The 16,072-nt window shown below is 74.4% G+C and carries 15 protein-coding genes, 1 rRNA gene and 1 pseudogene; 2 read left to right on the top strand and 15 right to left on the bottom strand.

Translation table 11 applies throughout. The annotated features are described in order from the left end of the window. Window positions 1-2: 2 nt before the first annotated feature. The 4 genes and pseudogenes from AB0H83_RS43045 to steA form a co-directional block, all read right to left on the bottom strand. A complete protein-coding gene (locus AB0H83_RS43045) occupies window positions 3-1,583 on the bottom strand; it encodes a lipid II flippase MurJ (protein ID WP_360106633.1) in 1,581 nt (526 codons plus the stop codon). A 248-nt stretch (window positions 1,584-1,831) separates the two neighbouring features. After that, window positions 1,832-2,587, bottom strand: a pseudogene (locus AB0H83_RS43040) (hypothetical protein); the annotation flags it as partial. 340 nt (window positions 2,588-2,927) lie between these two features. Further along, a complete protein-coding gene (locus AB0H83_RS43035) occupies window positions 2,928-3,881 on the bottom strand; it encodes a copper transporter (RefSeq protein ID WP_360106630.1) in 954 nt (317 codons plus the stop codon). Window positions 3,882-3,924: 43 nt separating this feature from the next. Further along, window positions 3,925-5,097, bottom strand: a complete 1,173-nt coding sequence (steA, locus tag AB0H83_RS43030) for a putative cytokinetic ring protein SteA (protein ID WP_360106627.1) — start codon at window positions 5,095-5,097, stop codon at window positions 3,925-3,927. Window positions 5,098-5,289: 192 nt separating this feature from the next. Here steA and AB0H83_RS43025 point away from each other — a divergent pair, with 192 nt between their 5' ends. Then, window positions 5,290-5,505, top strand: a complete 216-nt coding sequence (locus AB0H83_RS43025) for a PASTA domain-containing protein (protein ID WP_360106624.1) — start codon at window positions 5,290-5,292, stop codon at window positions 5,503-5,505. A 140-nt stretch (window positions 5,506-5,645) separates the two neighbouring features. Here AB0H83_RS43025 and AB0H83_RS43020 read toward each other — a convergent pair whose 3' ends face one another. From AB0H83_RS43020 to AB0H83_RS42985, 8 genes are all read right to left on the bottom strand, one after another. Beyond that, on the bottom strand, window positions 5,646-5,918 hold the full coding sequence (locus AB0H83_RS43020) for a hypothetical protein (protein ID WP_360106621.1): 273 nt from the start codon (window positions 5,916-5,918) through the stop codon (window positions 5,646-5,648). Beyond that, on the bottom strand, window positions 5,915-6,079 hold the full coding sequence (locus AB0H83_RS43015; RefSeq protein ID WP_360106619.1) for a hypothetical protein: 165 nt from the start codon (window positions 6,077-6,079) through the stop codon (window positions 5,915-5,917). The genes AB0H83_RS43020 and AB0H83_RS43015 overlap by 4 nt, the downstream gene beginning before the upstream one ends. Window positions 6,080-6,142: 63 nt before the next feature. Beyond that, window positions 6,143-6,322, bottom strand: coding sequence for an MOSC N-terminal beta barrel domain-containing protein (locus tag AB0H83_RS43010; protein ID WP_360106616.1), 180 nt, complete (start codon window positions 6,320-6,322; stop codon window positions 6,143-6,145). Window positions 6,323-6,477: 155 nt separating this feature from the next. Then, window positions 6,478-8,235 carry a DNA repair protein RecN gene (gene recN / locus AB0H83_RS43005; RefSeq protein WP_360106613.1) on the bottom strand — a complete coding sequence of 586 codons (1,758 nt, stop codon included), beginning with the start codon at window positions 8,233-8,235 and terminating at the stop codon, window positions 6,478-6,480. 39 nt (window positions 8,236-8,274) lie between these two features. Further along, a complete protein-coding gene (locus AB0H83_RS43000; RefSeq protein WP_360106610.1) occupies window positions 8,275-9,168 on the bottom strand; it encodes an NAD kinase in 894 nt (297 codons plus the stop codon). A gap of 177 nt (window positions 9,169-9,345) precedes the next feature. Continuing rightward, window positions 9,346-10,152, bottom strand: a complete 807-nt coding sequence (locus AB0H83_RS42995) for a TlyA family RNA methyltransferase (RefSeq protein WP_360106607.1) — start codon at window positions 10,150-10,152, stop codon at window positions 9,346-9,348. Then, window positions 10,152-10,346 carry a hypothetical protein gene (locus AB0H83_RS42990; protein WP_360106604.1) on the bottom strand — a complete coding sequence of 65 codons (195 nt, stop codon included), beginning with the start codon at window positions 10,344-10,346 and terminating at the stop codon, window positions 10,152-10,154. The genes AB0H83_RS42995 and AB0H83_RS42990 overlap by 1 nt, the downstream gene beginning before the upstream one ends. Window positions 10,347-10,366: 20 nt before the next feature. After that, the gene (locus AB0H83_RS42985) at window positions 10,367-10,978 is read right to left on the bottom strand and encodes a hypothetical protein (protein WP_360106601.1); all 612 of its coding nucleotides are present in this window, start codon (window positions 10,976-10,978) and stop codon (window positions 10,367-10,369) included. Between the two features lie 136 nt (window positions 10,979-11,114). Here AB0H83_RS42985 and AB0H83_RS42980 point away from each other — a divergent pair, with 136 nt between their 5' ends. Next, complete coding sequence (locus AB0H83_RS42980) at window positions 11,115-11,453, top strand: SCP2 sterol-binding domain-containing protein (RefSeq protein WP_360106598.1); 339 nt, start codon at window positions 11,115-11,117, stop codon at window positions 11,451-11,453. A gap of 157 nt (window positions 11,454-11,610) precedes the next feature. On the opposite strand, the gene AB0H83_RS42975 is transcribed toward AB0H83_RS42980, so the two are convergent. The 3 genes from AB0H83_RS42975 to rrf all read right to left on the bottom strand — a co-directional run. Further along, the gene (locus tag AB0H83_RS42975; protein ID WP_360106595.1) at window positions 11,611-12,633 is read right to left on the bottom strand and encodes an HAD-IIA family hydrolase; all 1,023 of its coding nucleotides are present in this window, start codon (window positions 12,631-12,633) and stop codon (window positions 11,611-11,613) included. After that, the gene (locus AB0H83_RS42970; protein ID WP_360106735.1) at window positions 12,626-13,690 is read right to left on the bottom strand and encodes a hypothetical protein; all 1,065 of its coding nucleotides are present in this window, start codon (window positions 13,688-13,690) and stop codon (window positions 12,626-12,628) included. The genes AB0H83_RS42975 and AB0H83_RS42970 overlap by 8 nt, the downstream gene beginning before the upstream one ends. A 2,290-nt stretch (window positions 13,691-15,980) precedes the next feature. Then, window positions 15,981-16,072 (bottom strand): 5S ribosomal RNA (gene rrf / locus AB0H83_RS42965); the annotation flags it as partial.

Here is a 16,072-nt window from a genome sequence, read left to right as displayed (position 1 = left end):
CCTCAGCCCTTCCTGTGTATGAGCCCCTGCAGGCTCCCCCGGTCCGTGGCCGCCACCCCGGCGAGGAAGACCACCGCCACCACGACCCCGCACAGCATGCCCTGTGCGCTCGCCCCGAGGACATCTGGGGTCCCGCCGCCCCACAGCAGACGCCTGAGTGCCGATGCGACGACCGCCGCGACGACCGCCGATGCGACGGCGGCGGCAGCGGTACGCCCTGAGCCCGCGACCGTCGCGGCACCGGCGCTGCGGCGCACGGCCACCAGCAGCGCCGCCGCGAGCACGAGCATGCCGACGGAGTTGGCCGCCGCGAGCGCCGGGACCCGCTGCTGCAGGGGCAGGGCGGCGGCGAGGGGCACGGCGGTGGCCGCGGCGACCGCCCAGCCCACCGCGGTCGCCCAGGCCGCCCGGTACGCGTCGCCGTTCGCGTACAGGGCCCGCGACAGCAGCGCGAACAGCCCGTAGCCGAGCAGCCCCGGCGCGAACCAGGCGATCCCGCCGGCGAGCTGCCCGATGTCCGGCGGCCTGGAGGACAGCTCGGCGAGCACCACCGCGACCGGCTCGGCGAGCACCACGAGCGCGGCCGCGCCGAGGCAGGTCAGCACCACCACGGTGCGCAGCGCGGGGGCGAGCACACCGGCGAAGCCGTCCCGGTCGCCGGCGGCGCCGGCCTCGGCCAGCCCCGGGTACGCGGTCGTGGCGACGGGCACGGCGAGCACCGCCCACGGCAGCAGGAAGATCGTCTGGGCGAGGCTGTACACGACGACGGCGCCCTCCCCCGCGTACCCGCTCAGCGCGATCGCGAGCCCGAGCACCAGCTGCTGCCCGCCGACGGTCACGACGCCGGCGACGACGAGCGGCCGCAGCGTGCGCACCTCGCCCACGTCGAACCGCAGCCCTGGGCGGATCCTCAGGTCGAGGCGGCGCAGCGGCACGAGCAGGCTCAGCGTCAGCACCGCCACCGCGAGCGTGGTGCCGCCGGACAGCAGCCACAGCTCGGCGTCGTCCACCCGGCCGAGGTCCGCGCCGCGCCCGGCGAGGGCGCCGAACGTCACGTACACCGTCATCACCGTCAGGCTCGACAGCAGCGGCGCGATCACCGGCCAGGCGAAGCGCCGGTACGACTGCAGCGTGCCGGTCAGCACGATCCCGATCCCGTACAGCGGCAGCTGCGGCGCGAACACCCGCAGCATGTCCGCGCCCGCGTCGACGGCCGCGGCGGGCTGGCCGGGCATCAGCAGCCCGACGAGCGGCCGGGCGAGCAGCGCCACGAGCACCGCCAGGGGCACGAGCAGCACGAACACCCAGCCGAGCAGGGCCCCCACGGTCCTGGCGACGGCCTGCCGGTCCTGCCGGGCGACCGTCCCGGCGAGCAGCGGCACCACGAGACTGGCGAGGGCACCGCCGGCGACGAGCTCGAAGATGATGTTCGGGATGGTGTTGGCCGCGGTGTACGCGTTGCCGAGGTACGTCGGCCCGACGGACCAGTTGAACACCAGAATGCGCGCAAATCCGGCAATCCGGCTCAGCATGGTGAGCGCCGCGACCACCGCCGCGGCTCCGATCAGCCGCTTTCCGGTCACCCGTCGCGACGCGGTCTCGGCGACGGCCTCGGCTTGTGCCGCGCTGCGGTGCCCTGGGGCGGCTCGCTTTCGGCTCCGGTTGCTCCGGTTCCGGTTCCGGTTCCGGTTCCGGCTTCGGCTTCGGTTCCGGCGTCTGCGGGCGCGTGGGTGTCGACGTGGCCGGTGGCGGTCTCGTCCGCGGGTGACTGGGCCGCGGGCTCCTGGGCGGCGGGCGGCGCGGCCATGACCGGCGGGGTGGTGGGCTGCAGCCGGCCGAGCCGGTCGATCGCTCGCAGCGCCGGGGTCTTCTCGATGACCTGGGTGAAGCTGACCTTCTCGCTCGCCGCGGTCAGCGCGACGAGCCCGGCGAGCGCGGCGAGCCGCCCGAACGTGCCGGTCCTGGCGACGTACGCCGTGCCGAGCACCGCCCCGAGCGCGTTCGCCCCCGCGTCACCGAGCATGATCTCCTCGCCGAGGTCCGCCGCGAGCAGCGCCCCGGCCGCGCCGAGCGCCCCGGCCGCGGCTCCGCCGCCCCGGCCGGCCGCGAGCGGCGTCCCGACCATGATGCCGGCCTTGATCGCCCGCCCGGGCCGCAGGTCGAGCAGGTTGAACAGGTTCGCCGCCCCCGCGATGACCCCGGCCCCGAGCAGCACGTCGACCTTCCGCCGCCCCGGCAGCATGGCCGCCGCGACGAGACCCGCCGCCCCGACCCCGGCGATCTTCACCAGGCCGCTGGTGACCCGTCCTTCCTTCAGCGCCCCGAGGTGCCCGCGGAACCCTTTCGCCGCGTGCTCGGGCCGCCCGCCGACCAGGTCGTCGTAGAGCCCCACGGCGCCGGCCCCGAGCCCGGCGACCGCCACGGCCCCCATGACCCGCGGCCCCCGCCCGCTCCTGTCCACCGCACGCATTCCACGACCCGCCACACCACGACCCGCCGCACCACGACCCGCCGCACCACGGCCTGGCGCACCGCGGCCCGCTGCGGCGCGGCCGGCAACGGCGCGCCCGGCCCGACCCAGCTCCACCGGGCCGAGCGCGGTCCCTTCCCGGTGGCCGGTCGCCGCCTGGCCGGTCGCGGATCCGTGCCCCGCGACCCGGTCTTCAGGCGTCGTTGCGAGCAGCGCATCACCGGCCGTCACCTTGCGCTTCGCCGGCACGGCGCGCCGGCCCCGCGTGGCGTCGGCCCTGGCGGACCGGCCGGCGGCGCCGAGGAACGCGCCCACGGCGGCGCCCGCGGCGAGGGCCGGGCCGCCGGCGAGGGAGACCGTGCGGCCGCGGAAGTTGGTGCGGTCGAGCGCCGGCAGGCCGTGCAGCTCGCGCAGCACGGCCCGGGCGGTGGCCGCCCCCGCGGCGGCGGCGAGCAGTTTACGAACCACTGGCCACGCTCGCCGTCTTGGGCAGCAGGCTGGTCGCGCCGCTGCCGATGCCGTAGTGGCCGGTCTTGCCGCCGAGCCGTTCGACGAGGGCCATGACGGCGGCGACCTGGCCGTACGCGGTGACGGCGTTGTCGACGGTCGACACGTCCTTGGCGATGGAGGCGTCGTCGCGGACCGAGGACACCAGACTGTTGGCGGACAGGCCGGCCACGACGACGTCACCGGCGAGCGCGACGTCGAGGCGGCTCACGACGGTCAGCGCGGCGGCGTTGCGCTCCTTGGCGTCCTTGCCGCTGGCCGGCGCGCCGGCGACGACGATGACCACGTCGGCGGGGGTCTTCAGGTCCCCGTCGAGGCCGATGTACCCATCTGACTGGTACGCCGACAGCACCGTCCGGGCCCCGTCGACCTGCGGGGTGCCCGGCTTGTCGGCGACGAGGACCGCGGCGAGCAGCGCGGCGGAGGTCTCCTGGCCCTTGCCGTTGTTGGGCAGGGCACCGCTGATCGCCGGCGGCGCCGAGGATTCGGCGAGGTCCAGCAGCGTGCTGTCGCTGGCCGGGGCGGTGAACTTCTCCTTGATCGTGACGGTGCCGGTGAGCTTGGCACCGGCGGTCCGCAGCATGGCGGCGATGCCGTCGGTGGCGGTGTCGACGTCCTTGTCGCTGCCGTCGATCTTCACCAGCAGGGCGGTGCGGCCGGTGAGCTTGCCGTTGATCAGCATCGGGGCGACCTCGGTGGCGAAGTCCGAGTTCTTCTTCAGCTCCGCCCGCGACTGGTCCAAGTCGTCGCGCAGCTGCTCCTTCTCGTCAGTGATCTTGTTGACCTGATCGTTGAGGTTCTCGGCGAGCGGCCCGTTGGCCGCCGCGGTCCCCACGACGAGGCCGATGGCGAGCGCCAGGAACACGGCGGCCAGCGATACCACGTGGTACCGGAAGTTGATCACAGGAAACGGTCCCGTCCAGGAGAAACAGCGCCGGACAACAGCACTAGGAGAACAGCGTGAAGATCAGGTTGTCCCACCACTCGGCGATGACGCTCAGGTAGGCCCGGCCGATCGTGGTCACGGCCAGGGCCGCGGCCATCGCGGCGATCGCCGAGGCCAGCAGCAGCACCAGCGACGAGCCCGACAGGCTCTGCCGGTAGAGCCGGCTGACGCCCTTGGCGTCGACCAGTTTGCCACCGAGCTTGAGCCGGGTGAGGAAGGTGGAGGCCATGCCGCCGCGGCCCTTGTCGAGGAACTCGATGAGGGTGTTGTGGGTGCCGACGGCCACGAGCAGCGATGCGCCCTTCTCGTCGGCGAGCAGCATCGCGATGTCCTCGCTGGTCGCGGCCGCCGGGAACGTGATCGCCTCGACGCCGAGCCGCTGCACGCGGGCCAGCCCCGGCGCCCGCCCGTCGGGATACGCGTGCACGACCACCTCGGCGCCGCAGCGCAGCACGTCGTCGGAGACCGAGTCCATGTCACCGATGATCATGTCCGGGGTGTAGCCGGCCTCGACGAGCGCGTCGGCGCCGCCGTCGACCCCGATGAGCACGGGCTTGTACTCACGGATGTAGGGCCGCAGCACGTCGATGTCGGCCTTGTAGTCGTAGCCGCGGACCACGATCAGGCAGTGCCGCCCGGCGATCTCGGTCTGGATCTCGGGCACGCCGACACCGTCGAGCAGCAGCGCGCGCTCCTGCTTCAGGTACTCCATCGTGTTGGCGGCGAACGCCTCCAGCTGCACCGACAGGCCCTCCCGGGCGTCGGCCATCGACAGCGCGACCGTCTCGGCGTCCTGTCGCTGCCCCTTGGCGACCGCGTCCTCACCGACATAGACGCTGTCGCCCTCGATGCGCACCGTGTCGCCCTCGCGGAGCCGCTCGAACAGCTCCTCGCCCAGGTCGTCGACGAGCGGGATCCCGGCCTTGATGAGGCCCTCGGGCCCCAGGTTCGGGTAGCGGCCGGACACCGACGGCTTCGCGTTGAGCACCGCCGCGACCCCGGCCGCGACGAGCGAGTCGGCCGCGACACGGTCGAGGTCGACGTGGTCGATGACCGCGATCTCACCCGGGCGCAGCCGCCCCACCAAGCGTTTGGTCCGCCGATCCAGCCGCACGACGCCACCGATGACACCCGGCTCGGCGGGCCGGGTGCGGCGCAAGGTTGGAAGTCGCATCCCAACCATCCTGGCATGACCCCCCGACAAAAGCCGCGCGCGACATGTTCACCAGCAGGTGGAACGACACCTATCGGGCAGAGGGTGACCCCCGTCACCTTCTGCGAGTGTCGGCCAGGCGACACATTCCGCGCGTATTCACGACGGCTCCCGGTGCCTCTTGTCGGTGGACCAATCGGAAGGAGCGCCGCAGTGAACCTCTCCTCGATCAGCCTGACCCTCGTGCCCAACCTCACCGGCAAGTCGCCCACCGAGGCCGCGACGGAGCTGCGCGCCGCCGGTCTCGAGCTCGGCGTCATCCGCGAGGTCGGCCCCAGCGGCAGCATGATCGTGCTGGAGCAGTCGACCCTCCCGCTCACCGTCGCGCCCCGGGGGACCAGGGTGAACCTCCTCGTCGGCGTCGCGTGACGGCATCCGCCTGAGCACCTCGGCGAGCACGAGCAGCACCGCGGCGGCGGCGTAGGCGAGCAGCAGCGCCTGCCAGGGCCGCCCGTCCAGGAAGCGCCCGCTCGTGTACCCGATGAGCCCGGCCGTGCCTGCCCACACGCTCACCCCGAGGGCCGTCCAGGCCTGGAAGCGCCGGGCCGGTAGCCGACCACGCCGGCCGCGAGCGCCGAGGCGGACCGGCCGCCGGGCAGGTACCTCGCGAACACGAGCACCTGCCCGCCACGGCTGGTCCGGGTGCGGTGGGCGAAGGCGTACACCCGCAGCCCCCGCCGCCTCGTCCGCAGCCGCCGCAGCACGCCGGCCCCGGCCCGGACCCCGATCCGGAACGACACGAGGTCCCCCGCGTACGCGCCGGCCGCCGCCGCGACGATCACCAGCCAGATCGCCGGCCGCCCGTCTGCGCCGACACCACCGCCACCGCGATCAGCGTCGACTCGCTCGGCGACAACGGCACGACCGCGTCCAGCGCGGCCACGACGAACACGACCAGCACTACCCACGGCGTCGCCGCGACCGACTCCACGAGGTCCCGCATCGCCCGACTGTCCCGCGACGGTCCGAACACCGACCGTCGCCCGGGCGACCGCCACCCGTCGATTCAGCTACGTCCAGACTGTCCGGCTTCGATGCGTCCCGGCTGCTCGACGGCCGCGTACCAGCCGAAGTCCCCCACCGGCATCCGGTCCCCCACCAGACCGTCCGCGGTGACCTCGGCAGCGTCGAGCCGCTCGCCTCCCGCGGACTTCATCGGGTACCGCCACAGCTCCACCACCCGCACGGCCTTCCCCCGTTCTGCGGCCGGACACGCCGGCGGCCCCTCGCCTGCGGCAGGGCTCCCGCGGCGAAAGGCCGACAAGCTCAGACACCCCGACACCGGTCAGCCGCAGCGCCGCGCCCCGGCAAGCAGCGCCGCGGGCGTCAGGCGACACCTCGTCAGGGGTGCGACTTCTCCCGGTCGGCGACCGACAGCAGCTCCTCCGCGTGCGCGATGCCGAGGTCCGAGTCCGGCAGGCCGGCCAGCATCCGGGCGAGCTCGCGGGCCCGGTCCGTGTGCTCGACGACCCGCACCCCGCTGGTCGTGACCGCGCCGCCCGTGTCCTTGGCGACCACGAGGTGCCGGTCGGCGAACGCGGCCACCTGCGGCAGGTGCGTCACGACGAGGACCTGGTGGTCGCGGGCGAGCCGGGCGAGCCGCTTGCCGATCTCGACCGCGGCGGTGCCGCCGACGCCGGCGTCGACCTCGTCGAAAACCAGCGTGGGCGGACCGCCGACGCCGGCGAACACGACCTCGATGGCCAGCATGACCCGGGACAGCTCGCCGCCGGACGCGCCCTTCTGCAGGGGCTGGGCGGGGGCGCCGGGGTGCGGCAGCAGCCGCAGCTCGATGTCGTCGGCGCCGTCGGGGCCGACGCCGGCCTCGGCGCCGTCGGCGGTGGGGACGGTCGGGCCGCCACCGGCGGGCTTCGGGACGACGACGACGTGGATGCGGGCGTGCGGCATGGCCAGACCGGCCAGCTCGACGGTCACGTCGGCGGCGAACCTGCCCGCCGCCTCCTGCCGGGCCGCGGACAGCGCCGCAGCCAGCTCGGCGACCTCGCCGTGCAGGCGGCGCCGCTCCTTGTCGAGCTCCTCGAGCAGCTCGTCGGACGTGTCGAGCTGCTCGAGCTTGGCCCGGGCCCGGTCGGCCCAGGCGACGACGCCGTCGACGTCCTCGGCGTATTTGCGGGTGAGGGCGCGCAGTGCGGCCCGGCGCTCATACACCTCCTGGAGGCGACCCGGGTCGGCGTCCAGCGAGGCGAGGTAGGTGCCGAGCTCGGTCGACACGTCACCGGCGAGCGTGGCGACCTCGTCGAGGCGGGCGGCGAGCTCGCCGAGGACCCGGTCGACGCCCGTCTGCGCCTCGAGGGTGCGCCGGGCCGTCGACAGCAGGCTCAGCACGTCGGCGACGTCGTCGCCGTCGCCGGTGCCGGTCAGCGACACGTGCGCCAGCTGGGCGGCGCTGCGCAGGCCCTCGACGTGCTCGAGCCGCTGGGCCTCCTCGCGCAGCAGCTCGTCCTCGCCCGGCTGCGGGTCGACGCGGCTGATCTCGTCGAGGCCGAGCCGCAGCAGGTCGGCCTCCTGGCTGCGCTGCCTGGCGTTGGCGCGGCGGTCGGCGAGGTCGTCCTCGACGGCGCGCCAGCGGGAATACAGCTCCGCGAACCGCCCGAGCTGCTTCTCGTGCTCCGGGCCCGCGTAGCGGTCCAGGGCGGCGCGCTGCTCGGCGGGGCGCAGCAGCCGCAACTGGTCGGACTGGCCGTGCAGCGCGAACACCCGCTCGCCGACCTCGGCGAGGACCGCGACGGGCACGGTCCGGCCGCCGACGTGCGCCCGGGAACGGCCCTCGACCGTCACGGTGCGGCTCATCAGCAGGGTGCCGTCGTCGTCGACCTCGGCGCCGGCGTCCACGATGCGGCTCTCGACCGCGGCCCGCAGGTGCGCGGGCAGCGTGAGCCGGCCGTCGACGGTGGCCCGGCCCGGGTCGGCGCGGACCCGGCCCGCGTCGGCGCGACCGCCGAACAGCAGACCGAGACTGGTCACGACCATGGTCTTACCCGCGCCTGTCTCGCCCGTGATGACGGTCAGGCCCGGGCCAAGGGGCAGTGTGGCGTCTTCGATCACGCCGAGTCCGGTGATGCGGAGTTCCTCCAGCACAGTCAGAGACACTAGCCGCGGGGTGCGACACTTCTCCACTCAGCCGTGCCGTTTGTTGTGTCTCCAACCATCGACCGGCAGCCCGAACTTCGCCACGAGGCGGTCGGTGAAGGGCCGCTCACGCAGACGGACCACCCGAACGGGGAGCGCGCCGCGCCGCACGGTGACCGTCGATCCGGGGGCGAGATCCATGACCCGCCGGCCGTCGCAGGACAGCAGCGCGAAGCTGGTGAACGGCTCGACGTTGACCGTGATCGTCGACGACGGCGCGATCACCAGGGGCCGGCTGAACAGGGCGTGCGCGCTGATCGGCACCAGCAGCAGCGCCTCCAGCTCCGGCCAGACCACCGGCCCGCCGGCGGAGAACGCGTACGCCGTCGAACCCGTCGGCGTGGCGCACACGACACCGTCGCAGCCGTACCGGGACAGGGGCCGCCCGTCGACCTCGACGAGCAGCTCCAGCATCTTCTCCCGGGCGCCCTTCTCGACCGTGGCCTCGTTGAGCGCCCAGGACGAGCCGACGGGCTGGCCGTCGTGCTCGGCGAACACGTCGACGGTGAGCCGCTCGTCGACGGTGTAGGTGCCCTCGACGACCTCCCGGACGGCCTTGTCGACGTCGCCGATCTCGGCCTCTGCGAGGAACCCGACCTTGCCGAGATTGATGCCGAGCAGCGGCGCCATCGCCGGCCTGGCCAGCTCCGCCGCGCGCAGCAGCGTGCCGTCGCCGCCGAGGGCGAACACGATCTCCACGCCCTGCGCCGCGGCCTCCCCGCTCACCGGTACGGCCTGCGGCATGTCCAGCTCGCCGGCCTCCTCGGCGAGCACCCGGACGGTGAACCCGGCCGCGAGCAGGTCGGCGGCGACGGTCCGGGCGTGCTCGTTGTTGCTGCGCTTGCCCGTGTGCGTGACGAGCAGCGCCTCACGATCGCTCACGCCGTCACCTCCGCTGCGCTCCGGCGCCGCCGCGAGCCCACAACACTGAGCCCATGGTTCGCGGCTCCTCCGCTACGCTCCGGCCCGCTCACGACGTCACCTCCGCTGCGCTCCGGCGCCGCCGCGAGCCAAGACTGAGCCCATGGTTCGCGGCCCCTCCGCTACGCTCCGGACCGCTCACGCCACGAACCCTTCAACAGCGGCGGCCGCGTACACCGCGTCGGGTGACACCGGCGGCGCGTCGCGGCGCAGCCAGAGGAAGAACTCGACGTTGCCGGACGGGCCGGGCAGCGGGCTGACCGTCACCCCGGCGACACCGAGGCCGAGCTGCGCGGCGGCGGCCGCCACGTCCAGCACCGTCTCCGCCCGCAGCGCCGGGTCCCGCACGACGCCGCCGTCACCGACCCGCTCACGGCCGACCTCGAACTGCGGCTTCACCATCGGTACCAGGTCACCGTCGGGGGACGTGCAGGCGGCGAGCGCGGCCAGTACCAGCCGCAAAGAGATGAACGACAGGTCGGCCACGGTCAGGTCGGCCGGCCCGCCGATCAGGTCCGGCGTGAGGGTGCGCACGTTGGTCCGCTCGATCACCGTCACCCGTTCGTCGGTGCGCAGCGACCAGGCGATCTGGCCGTAGCCGACGTCGACCGCCGCCACGGACGCGGCGCCGCGGCGCAGCAGCACGTCGGTGAAGCCGCCCGTGGACGCCCCCGCGTCAAGACACCGCCGCCCCTGTACGGCCAGCGCCCCGAACGCCGTCAACGCCCCGGCGAGCTTGTGCCCGCCCCTGGACACGTACTCGTCGCCGGCGGGCTCGCCCAGGACGCGGACCGCGTCGGCCGGGTCGACCTGGGCGGCGGCCTTCCCGGCCGGGACGCCCCGCACCTCGACGCGCCCCTCGGCGATCAACGCCGCCGCCTGCTCCCTCGAACGGGCCAGGCCGCGGCGCACCAGCTCGGCATCGAGTCGTGTCCGCCGCGCCATCACCGTTCCTCGATCGTGCCCAACGTCTCCTGCAGGGTGCGGTGGGCTTCGGCGTACACCGAGACCTGCCGCTGCAACGGCAGCGACGCTACCCCGTTGAGGGCCTCGACCGCCGCCTCGACCCGCCCGAGCGCCGCGGCACCCGGCGGGCCGGGCAGCGGCCCCGGCTGCGGACCGGCCTGAGGACCAGGCACGGGACCAGCAGTGGTGCTCATCAGGACGACGCCCGCTTCCTCGGCGTGGCCTTCTTCACAGGCGCCACGTCGGACGCCTCGGCGATCTTCTCGACCGCGGCCTTCGTCGCCGCCTTCTTCGCCGGGCCGCTGCGCTTGACCGGCAGGACGGGTGCCGGCTCGGGGGCCGCCTTCTTCGCCACGGTCTTCTTCGCCACCGTCTTCTTGGCGACCGTCTTCTTCGCCGCGGTCACCGCCGGCGACGCGGTGTCCTCCGGCTCGACGACCTCGGCGCCGACCGGCAGTGCCGGCTCCGGCTCGACCGCCGGGATCTTCGCGGCCGCCGCCGCGGAGGCGGCCTTGAGCTGCGCCTCGAGCTCGTGCACGCGGCTGGTCAGCGCCGCGACCTCCTCGGCCGTGGCGAGTCCGACGGCGCCGAGGGCACGGTCCAGCTCGTACCGCACGAGCTTGGTCACCGCCTCCCGGTTGGCGGTGCCGGCCTTCACCAGGTCCTCGGCCATCGCCTGCAGCTGCTCGGCCGTCGCACCGCTGCGCCCGACCAGCTGGCGGACGGTCTTGGTCGCCTTCTTGGTCGTCGCCTCGGTCATGCCGTAGGCCAGTTCCAGGTATGCCCGCCAGGCTTCCTGCGCCATGTTGCGCCTCTCCTCCAAGTGGTGTACCGCTGTTCACGCTACCGGGCGTTCCGTGACGCCGTACGGTACGGTCACAATCCAAGTGTCCGCATTGGACATTTGGCTGCACATTTGGCTGCACGGAAGCGGGGGGAACATGGCCACGGTTGACGAGTGCCGCGCGGCGCTGCAGAAGCTCGCGACGCGCCTCGCCGAGAACGCGGCGGCGGCCCGGGAGAAGCTGGACTTCGACCGTTCCCTCGCGTGCCGGGTCACGGACCTCGACGTGGCGTTCCACGGCCAGCTGCAGGGTGGGCAGATCTCCGGCCTGACCGACGGCGACGACCCCCGCGCGAAGATCAAGCTCACGTCGACGAGCGACGACCTGGTCGCGCTGGTCAACGGCGAGCTGAACGTGATGCAGGCCTGGACCAGCGGCCGGATCAAGATCGACGCCGGGGTCTTCGACCTGCTGAAACTGCGCAAACTGCTGTAGTCGCAGCGGTTGATCGGGCGCCACGGCCCCACGTGTGATCCTGCCCTGTTGATCGAAGCCGTGTCGTGGCCGCCCAGGACGACCTGGACGCGACTTGGATCACCACGGCAGGGACCTCGTTGCCGGGGCCGGTGTCAGCGGATCCGGCCCCGCGCCGTTACAGCTTCATCCAGCTCAGTGCGGCCTCCGCCGCCTCGCCCGTCGCCGTGACCGGGCGGACCTCACCGGCCGCCCACGCCACCGCGCACAGCGCCTTGAGGGCGTCGACGCGCCGGCCGTCGCCGGCCAGCTCCCAGCCGTCGCCGGCCAGCTCCCAGCCGTCGCCGTGGTCGTCGACCCGCCACCGGTTCGTCCCCGCCGCCGGCGGCACCTCGAACAGCCCGCCGAGGTCCTCGGCGACGAACGTCGGCCGCCGCTCGACGGGCGCGGCGAGCAGCTCGGCGGCGTCGCTGACCCCGGTGAGGACGAGCAGGCTGTCCATGCCGGCCCGGTACGCGCCCTCGATGTCCGTGTCGAGCCGGTCACCGACCACGATCGGGTGCGTGGCCGCCCGCTCCCGCGCCGCCTCGAGGAACAGCGTCGGGTCGGGCTTGCCCACGATCGTGTCCGGCTGCCGCCCCAGCGCCGTGGCCAGCGCCACGACCAGGGAACCGTTGCCTGGCAGCGGACCGCGCGGCGACGGCAGCGTCTTGTCGGCGTTCGTCGCGATCCACGTCGCGCCGGCCCGGATCGCCACCGACGCGTCGGCGAGGTCCCGCATGGCGACGTCGGGCCCGTACCCCTGCACGACCACCTCGGCCTCCTCGGCCGCCGTGACCGGTCGCAGCCCGACGGCCCTGACCTCCTCCTGCAGCGCGGGCGCACCGAGGATCAGCACGGGCGTGCCCGCCGCGAACCGCTCGGCCAGCAGCAACGCCGTCGCGTGCGCCGACGTGACGACCTCCCCCACGTCGGCGGGGATGCCGATCCTGGTCAGCAGCGCCGCCACGTCCCCGGGCAGCCGCGAGGCGTTGTTGGTCGCGTACGCGCTCGGGATTCCCCGTTCGCGCAGCTGCGCACACGCCTCCGCGGCGCCCGGGATGACCTGGTCGACCAGGTACAGCACCCCGTCGAGGTCGAAGATGACCAGGTCGTAGTGGCTGACGAGGTCACCGGACGACCCGGTTCCCGGGTCAGCCACGTGCGGGCCCGTCGCTGTCGCCGTCCTCGTCGCGGCGGGGGCCGGCCGGGGGGTTGACGTCGCCGTCGCGGTCGTCGTCGGGTTCGTCGTCGTCGCGGGTACGGCCACCGCCGGCCACCTGCTCGTCGCCCTCAACGGCGGCGGGCGCGTCGCCGTCACGGTCGTCGTCGGCCTGGTCGTCGTCTACGTCGTCGTAGTCGTCGTCCTCGCCGTCTTCGTCGTCGCCACGATCGTCGTCCTGGTCGTCTACGTCGTCGTCCGCATCGTCGTCGTAGTCGTCCTCGTCGTCGTAGTCGTCCGCGTCCTCGTCGCCTTCGTCCTCGTCGCCTTCGACATCGGCGTCGTCGGCGTCATCGGCTTCGTCGTCGTAGTCGCCGTCCGCGTCGTCGTCGAGGTCGGCGTCGTCCTCGTCGCCGGCGGCGCGGGGCTCGTCGAACTCCTCGTCGTCCTCGTCGCCGTCCAGGACGATGCCGTCGAGCTCCAGGAGCCGCTCGGCCGCGTCGGTGGTGAGGTCCTCGTCCAGGTCGGCGGCGCGCGCGAACCACTCACGCGCCTCCTCCCGCCGGCCGGCGCGCAGGAGGGCGTCGGCGTACGCGTACCGCAGCCGCGCCGCCCACACCGCCTCGGGTGCCGAGGTCAGCTCACGCACCTGCAGCATCGCCACGGCCGCGTCGTGCTGTCCCATGTCGCCCCGCGCCCCCGCGGCGACGATGAGCAGTTCGACGATCTCCTCGGCGGTCAGCTTCTCCCGGTCCGCGGTGCGGAACAGGTCGATCGCCTTCTCCGGCCGCCCGAGGGCCCGCTCGCAGTCGGCGATGACGGCGATGTGCGTCTGGCGTCCCGTCATCCGGTGGTACGTCCGCAGCTCGCCGAGCGCCGTCTGCCACTCCCCGGCGTGGTACGCGGCCAGCCCAGCCGCCTCCCGTACCACGGCGATGCGCGACGCCTTCCGCCGCGCCACGAGCGCGTGCGCCAGCGCCAGCTCCGGGTCGTCGTCAATCAGCTGCCCGGTCGCGACGAGCCGCCGAGCGACCTCCTCCGCGACGGGCCGCGCCAGCGAGCTCAGTTCGCTGCGCACCTCACGGTCCAGCTCCGACGGGTCGATGTCGTCGGCGAGCACGGGGTCGGCGACCCGGCTGACCGTCTCCTCGCCCTCGACCTCTTCCGCCACGAACCCGGGGTCGCTCTGCCGCGGCCGGTACCCCCCGGCGTCGTCGCGCCGCAACCCCTCGGGCCGCTGGAACCCTGCACCCCGCCCGCCGGCGTCCCGGTCACGGAACCCGCCGGCCCGGTCGCCACGGTCGCGGTACCCGGGCCGGTCGCCACCGGGGCGGTCGCCACGGTCGCGGAAGCCGGGCCGGTCGTCGCGGCCCCGGAAGCCACCCTGGCGATCGCCGGTCGGCCGGTCGCCACGGGGTCCACCATCGCGGTCACGGAAGCCACTGGGACGGTCGCCACGGGGGCCGCCGTCACGGTCACGGAAGCCGCTCGGCCGGTCGCTGCGGGGACCGCCGTCACGGTCGCGGAAGCCACTGGGACGATCGCCGCCGGTGCGGAACCCGGGCCGGTCACCACGCGCACCGCCGTCACGCCCGCCGCCATCACGCCCGCCGCCATCACGCCCGCCGCCGTCACGACCGCCGAAACGGTCGCCGGTCGGGCGGTCACCACGGTCGCGGTACGCCGGCCGGTCACCACCGTCACGGTCACGGAACCCGCCACGGGGCCCACCGTCACGGAACCCACCCTCGCGCGGGCCGCCCTCCCGGTCGCGGAACCCACCCTGGCGCGGGCCACCGTCCCGGTCACGGAACCCGCCGCCGCTGGGCCGGTCGCCACGCGGAGCGCCGTCACGGAACCCGGGCCGGTCGCCACGGTCTGACCCGCCACGGAACCCGGGACGGTCTCCGCGGGAAGCGTTGTCGCGGAACGGCGGCCGGTCACCGCGCGGCCCGCCGTCCCGGTCGCGGAAGCCACCGGCCCCGCCGTCGCGGAACCCGCCGGAGCCACCGGGCCGGTCACCACGGTCGCCGCGCGGGCCACCGTCACGGTCGCGGAACCCGCCACTGGGCCGGTCACCACGCGAGCCACCGTCACGGAACCCGCCGGAACGCTCACCGTCACGGAACCCGGGACGGTCACCGCGGGAAGCATTGTCACGGAACGGCGGCCGGTCACCCCGCGGCCCGCCGTCACGGTCGCGGAAGCCGCCGCCGCTGCCGTCGCGGCCGCGGAACCCGCCGGAGCCACCGGGCCGGTCGCCACGGTCGCCGCGCTGGCCACCGTCACGGTCACGGAACCCACCGGAACCACCGCTGCGGAACCCACCCGAGCCGCCAGCGCGAGATCCGCCGCCGTCACGATCGCGGAACCCGCCACTGGGCCGGTCGCCCCGCGGCCCGCCGTCGCGGTCACGGAACCCACCAGCCCCGCCGTCGCGGAACCCAGGCCGGTCACCACGGTCGCCGCGCGGGCCACCGTCACGGTCGCGGAACCCGCCACTGGGCCGGTCACCACGCGAGCCACCGTCACGGAACCCGCCGGAACGCTCACCGTCACGGAGCCCAGGACGGTCACCACCGGAGCGGTACCCACCGCCGGCGCCACCTGGCCGGAACCCGCCCTGCCGGTCGCCCCGGTCGCCGCGTGGCCCGCCGTCGCGCGAACCACCGTCGCGGTCACGGAACCCGCCACCGCCGGCGTCCCGGCCGCGGAAGCCACCTGCGCCGCCGTCACGGTCCCGGAAGCCGCCGGGACGGTCGCCACCCTCACGCGGACGGTAACCGCCGGCGGGACGGTCGCCACCCTCACGCGGACGGTAACCGCCGGCGGGACGGTCGCCACCCTCACGCGGACGGTAGCCACCACCGGAGCGGTCGCCACCTTCACGCGGCCGGTAGCCGCCGACGCCGCCAGAGCGGTCGCCGCCGTCGCGGTAGCCGGGACGGTCGCCCGACCCGGAGCCACCCGAACGCGACCCGCCGGAACGGTCGCCGCCGGTCGTCCGGTCGCCGGAACGGTACCCGCCACCGGTCCCACCGGTGCGTGGTCCGCCGTCGCGGTCGCGGTACCCGCCGGAGCGGTCACCGCCGCCCGCCCGGGGCGCGCCGTCGCGGGGGGCTCGGGAGCTCGAAGACGATCCGCGGTCGCGGTCGGCACCGGTCCAACGGGGCTTGCGGTCGCCGGAGCCGGCGCGCTCGCCGCGGTCCTGGCCGCCCTGGTTGTCGCGGTCGTGGGGTCCTGCAGTCACGACTTCATCCTTCCCGACCGGGGTGCGCTGCATGCACTCGACCCCGGTAAACGAATTAAGGGCCGCCCCATGAAGGGCGGCCCTTAATCGAAAATTTGTCCGGCGGCGTCCTACTCTCCCACACTCTCTCGGGTGCAGTACCATCGGCGCTGGAGGGCTTAGCTTCCGGGTTCGGAATGGGACCGGGCG

Origin of the sequence: Dactylosporangium sp. NPDC050688 (assembly GCF_040654515.1) — a bacterium.
Classification (GTDB): Bacteria; Actinomycetota; Actinomycetes; order Mycobacteriales; family Micromonosporaceae; genus Dactylosporangium.
This window is presented reverse-complemented; position numbering and strand designations above follow the sequence as displayed.

Coding starts and splice junctions, on each gene's coding strand:
- steA (WP_360106627.1), bottom strand. CDS start 5,097: ATGCGACTTCCAACCTTGCGCCGCACCCGGCCCGCCGAGCCGGGTGTC.
- AB0H83_RS42985 (WP_360106601.1), bottom strand. CDS start 10,978: ATGGCGCAGGAAGCCTGGCGGGCATACCTGGAACTGGCCTACGGCATG.
- AB0H83_RS43015 (WP_360106619.1), bottom strand. CDS start 6,079: ATGCGGGACCTCGTGGAGTCGGTCGCGGCGACGCCGTGGGTAGTGCTG.
- AB0H83_RS42995 (WP_360106607.1), bottom strand. CDS start 10,152: ATGGCGCGGCGGACACGACTCGATGCCGAGCTGGTGCGCCGCGGCCTG.
- AB0H83_RS42980 (WP_360106598.1), top strand. CDS start 11,115: ATGGCCACGGTTGACGAGTGCCGCGCGGCGCTGCAGAAGCTCGCGACG.